3 protein-coding genes and 1 pseudogene are annotated in these 5,046 nt (G+C 68.8%); 1 reads left to right on the forward strand and 3 read right to left on the reverse strand.

The genetic code is table 11. The annotated features are described in order from the left end of the window. From ABIS05_RS17830 to ABIS05_RS17840, 3 genes and pseudogenes are all read right to left on the reverse strand, one after another. A pseudogene (locus ABIS05_RS17830) lies at window positions 1-433 on the reverse strand (xylose isomerase); the annotation flags it as partial. 16 nt (window positions 434-449) lie between these two features. Beyond that, on the reverse strand, window positions 450-1,904 hold the full coding sequence (gene xylB, locus ABIS05_RS17835) for a xylulokinase (protein WP_348009136.1): 1,455 nt from the start codon (window positions 1,902-1,904) through the stop codon (window positions 450-452). A gap of 33 nt (window positions 1,905-1,937) precedes the next feature. Further along, the gene (locus tag ABIS05_RS17840) at window positions 1,938-3,101 is read right to left on the reverse strand and encodes an ROK family transcriptional regulator (protein ID WP_348009134.1); all 1,164 of its coding nucleotides are present in this window, start codon (window positions 3,099-3,101) and stop codon (window positions 1,938-1,940) included. A 228-nt stretch (window positions 3,102-3,329) separates the two neighbouring features. Between ABIS05_RS17840 and ABIS05_RS17845 the strand changes: the two genes are divergently transcribed. Further along, a complete protein-coding gene (locus tag ABIS05_RS17845) occupies window positions 3,330-4,862 on the forward strand; it encodes a tryptophan halogenase family protein (protein WP_348009135.1) in 1,533 nt (510 codons plus the stop codon). Window positions 4,863-5,046 lie beyond the last annotated feature (184 nt).

Here is a 5,046-nt window from a genome sequence, read left to right on the forward strand (position 1 = left end):
TGAACAGGTTGGCCGTGCCCCACAGCAGCTTGAGCCCAGTGGCCTGCTGCTTCTCGCCGAGCAGGTCGACGATGCGCTTGAAGTTCTCCTGGCTCTCGCGCGGCGTGGCGCCCTCGGGGGCGACGTCACGGTCATGGAAGCAGTAGTAGGGCGCACCGAGCTTGGCGAAGAACTCGAAGGCGGCGTCGGCCTTCAGTTTGGCGAGTTCCATCGGGCTGCCGCCCTGGAACCAAGGGCGCTCGAAGGTCGCGCCGCCGAACGGGTCCAGGCCGGTCCAGCAGAAGTTGTGCCAGTAGCAGGTGGCAAAGCGCAGGTGCTCGGCCATGGACTTGCCCAGCACGATGCGGTCCTTGTCGTAGTGCTTGAAGGCCAGGTCGCTGGGGCTGTCGGCGCCCTCAAAGCGGATGGGCGCGATGTGTTCGAAGTAGCTCATGGGTAGGTTCAAAAAGTCAGGCACCGCGCAGGCGGGCGTACAGGTCACGAAAGCGCGCCAGGCGTGGGGCCAGGCGTGCGTGGCGTTCGGGGTTGGGCGTGAAGCGCCCTGTGATGTCGGGGCGGGTGCAGGCGGTGTCGACCGTGCCCCCCGTGGCCAGCCAGCCGAGGCGGGCCGCTCCCAACGCGCCGCCGGCTTCGGATCCGGCGTGCACGACGATCTCGACTTGCAGCGCGTCGGCGATCAGCTGCGCCCAGTAAGGGCTGCGCGAGCCGCCGCCGACGAGGGAGAGTTGCGTCACCTCGGTGCCCGCTGCGTGCAGCGCGGCAAGGCCGTCGGCCAGGCCGAAGGCGACGCCTTCGAGCACGGCGTAGGTGCAGTCGGCACGGTTGGTCTGCGACTTCAGGCCGTGGAAGACAGCGGGCGCAAACGGGTCGTTGTGCGGCGTGCGCTCGCCGGCCAGGTAGGGCAGGAAGATCGGCGCGCGCTCCGTGATTGCGTTGTCATTCGACGCAAGCTCGGCCAGCAGCGCGCTTTCGTGGGCGCCGACGAGATTGCAGAACCAGCGAAAGCAGCTGGCCGCCGACAGCATCACGCTCATCTGGTGCCAGCGCTCGGGCAGGGCGTGGCAGAAGGCGTGCACGGCCGAGGCCGGGTTGGGGCGGTAGCGGTCGTTGACGACGAAGAGCACGCCCGAGGTGCCGAGCGAGATGAAGCCGTCGCCCGGCTGCGTGGCGCCGATGCCGATGGCGCTGGCGGCGTTGTCACCGGCGCCGCCGGCGACGATGACTTCTGCGCCCAGGCCCCAGGCGCGCGCCAGCTCGGGTTTGAGCACGCCGCTGGGCTCGCTGGCTTCCACCAGGCGGGGCATGTGGGCCCGTGTCAAGCCGGTGGCGGCCAGCAGCTCGTCGGACCAGTCGCGGCGCGCCACGTCCAGCCACAGCGTGCCGGCGGCGTCGGACGGGTCGGAGACCTTGTCGCCCGTCAGCTGCAGGCGCAGCCAGTCCTTGGGCAGCAGCACGGTCTTCACTTGCGCGAAGACGGCGGGCTCGTGCTTCTTGACCCACAGCAGCTTGGGTGCCGTGAAGCCCGGCATCGCGAGGTTGCCGGCGATGTCGTGCAGGCGCGGCGCGGCGGCTTCCAGCTCGGCGCACTCGGCGTGGCAGCGGCCGTCGTTCCACAGGATGGCGGGACGAAGAACGGCGTCGGCTGCATCCAGCAGGACCGCGCCGTGCATCTGGCCCGACAGGCCGATGCCACGCACGGCGGCGAACTCGGCCGGGTAGGCCGCGCGCAACTGGGCGACGGCGGCCTCGGTGGCGGTCCACCAGTCGGCCGGGTTCTGTTCCGACCACAGCGGCTCGGGGTTGGAGAGCGCCAGCGTGCTGCCGGCCGTGCCGACGATGCGGCCCGTGCCGTCAAGCAGCAGTGCTTTGACTTCCGAGGTGCCGAGATCAATGCCGAGATACATGTCAGTCATTCGAATCCTGAAATGGTTTTCATGTCAGGCGGCCTCTTCGGCCAGAGTCACGCCCGTGTCGGCCAAAGGCAGGCCGGGGCGGGTGAGGCGGTAGCGTGCCAGCGCAGCAGCGCCCACGGCGACGGCGTTGGCGCCAAAGCGAGAAGTGCGCACGCTTGGCGGCGGCAGGCTGGCAGCGGTGGCGTACGCCAGCAACGCGTCCAGGGCCGGCTGCAGGAAGGGTTGGCCCAGTTCGACGACGGCGCCGCCCAGCACGATGCAGCCGGGGTCGTAGGCGGTAGCCAGGTTCTGCAGCAGCACGCCGAGGTTGCGGCCGGCGGAGTTGACGGCCTTCAGCGTCTCGGCATCTTCGTCCACCAGATGGGCGCGCACCTCGGCCAGGGAGCGCAGCACGGTGCCGTCCTCACTGCCCAGCAGCGCGCGCGTCGCGATCAGCGCCTCCGCGCAGCCACGCCGGCCGCAGGAGCAGCGCGGGCCATCGAGCTCCAGCACCATATGGCCCACCTCGCCGGCAAAGCCGCGGCTGCCGGTCAGCAGGCGGTCGCCGACGATGACGCCGGCGCCCAGGCCCTGGTTGATGGAAACGTAGAGCAGCGGGTCAGACGCCGGCGAAGGGTTGAACTCCATCTCGCCCAGGGCCGCCACATCGGCTTCGTTCTGGATGAACAGGGGCACGCCGGCCAGCGCCGTGTCCTGCAGCTTCTCGCCCAGCAGCGCGCCGAAGGGGATGTCGCGCCAGCCGAGGTTGGGCGCGAAATGCAGCACGCCGCGCACCTCGTTGACACCGCCCGGCAGGCCCACGCCGATGCCCAGGATCTGCTGGCTGACGTCCAGTTGCCGGCGCAGCTTGAGCAGCGCGGTGGCCAGCGTGGCTATGCAGGCCTTGGCCGTGCAGCCAGCGCCATAGCTGGCAACGGTGCTGGCCCGCACCTCGCCGGTCAACGAGGTCGCGACGACGCGCACCGACTCGATACCCACCTCGGCGCCCAGCAGCAGCAGGCGGGCGGGGTCGATGAATAGCGGCGTGGGGCGGCGGCCCAGGTCGCCGGTGGCGACGACTTCGCGCTCGGCCAGCCAGCCCTCATTCACCAGCTCGCGCACGAGCAGGCTGACGGTGGACTTGGTGAGGCCAACGGCGCCTGCGAGGTCTGCGCGCGAAAGCCCCGGGTTGGCACAGAGGTGCCTCACCAGGGTCATGCGATTGATACCCTTGAGCAGTTGTTGGCTTCCAGCGGCTTCGGCCTGCAAGCGTTGTCTCCTATTGATGCCCTGTAGATCAGGCTTTGGAGCATATTAGTTCGACCGTCGCACGAAGTAAATTGGGTGAAAGCCCCTAGCGCGTTTAGCAACACCGCGCCGAAGATGGCGCCCCTCGGAGGCCCAAGTGGTCAGGCCAGCGACCGCACTTCTACCTTGATGTCAGACCCCCTAGACCTCCCCATCCGCAAGATCGTCATCGTTGGCGGCGGCACCGCCGGCTGGATGGCTGCCGCGCCGCTGGCCCAGCGGTTCGCCCAGGCGGGCCGTGCGCGGCCGGAGATCATGCTGGTCGAATCGCCCGATATCGGCACCATCGGCGTCGGCGAAGCCACGCTGCCGCCCATCCGCGCCTACAACACCACGCTGGGCCTGGACGGCGCCGACTTCGTCAAGAAGACCCAGGGCAGTTTCAAGCTCGGCATCGAGTTCCGCGACTGGGGCCAGGTCGGCAACCGCTTCTTCCACGGCTTTGGCGATTTCGGCCCGGCCATCGAGGGCCGCTCGCCCTGGCAGCACTGGCTGCGCCTGCAGCGTACGTTGCCCGACCTGCCGAGCTACGAGGACTGGTCGATGGCGACCGCGATGGCGCGGCGCAACCGCTTCACGCCGCCCGAGGGCGGGGCGCCGTCTGCTGCCAATGCCTTCTCCTTCGCCTATCACTTCGATGCCGGCCTGTATGCCGCCTACCTGCGCGAGTACGCGATGGCGCGCGGCGTGCAGCGCGTCGAAGGGCTGATCGTCGACGTCGAACTGCGGCCCCAGGATGGCTTCGTCGCCGCTGTCAAGCTGGCCGACGGCCGCCGCATCGACGGCGATCTCTTCATCGACTGCTCGGGCTTCCGGGCGCTGCTGATCGGCGGCGCGATGCAATCGCCGTATGAAGACTGGAGCGCGTTGCTGCCCTGCAACAGCGCCCAGGCCGTGCCCAGCGAACGCGTCGCACCGTTGACGCCCTACACCACCTCCACCGCCAAGGCGGCCGGCTGGCAATGGCGCATCCCGCTGCAGCACCGCACCGGCAACGGCCATGTCTATTGCAGCCACTTCATCAGCGACGACGAGGCCGCCAGCACCCTGCTTGCGGGGCTGGACGGCAAGGCGCTCGACACGCCGCGCCAACTGCACTTCACCACCGGGCGGCGCAAGCAGAGCTGGGTGAAGAACGTCGTCGGCATCGGCCTGGCCAGCGGCTTCCTGGAGCCACTGGAGTCGACCAGCATCCAGCTAATCATGGACGGCGTCGGCCGGCTCATCCAGTTCTTCCCGGACCGCCGCTTCAAGCCGCATCTGGCCGCCGAGTTCAACCGCCTGATGGCCCAGCAGTACGAGTCCACGCGCGACTTCATCGTGCTGCATTACAAGGTTACCGAGCGCCGCGACAGCGAGCTGTGGCGCTACTGCGCGGCCATGCCCATTCCCGACACGCTGGCCCACCAGATCGAGCTATTCCGCTCGACCGGCCGCGTCGCCATCCTCGACCGCGACAGCTTCGCCGAGCCGTCCTGGGTGTCCCTCTTGATGGGCCTGGGGCTGCGGCCCGAGGCCTACGATCCCTTCGTCGACCATGTCGACGAAGCCGCCCTGGTGCAGCATTTCGCCCGCGTGCGTCAGGCCATCGCCCAGACTGCGGCGGCCATGCCCAGTCACGACGACTACATCGCACGCCACGTGAAGGCACCACAAGCTTGAGGAGTTAGGCAACACAGCATCAAAAGAAGTGAGAGGCCGGCAGCACCGCCGGCCGTTCGGAGACAACAAGGAACCACCCCCATGAAGTTCACTGACGGACAGTGGATGCTTCAGCCGGGCGTCGCCGCGCACTACGCGGCCGAGGCCTACGCGATCGAAGTCCACGAAGACCGCCTCGTCGTGC

Source organism: Roseateles sp. (genome assembly GCF_039929605.1).
Lineage (GTDB): Bacteria > Pseudomonadota > Gammaproteobacteria > Burkholderiales > Burkholderiaceae_C > Pelomonas.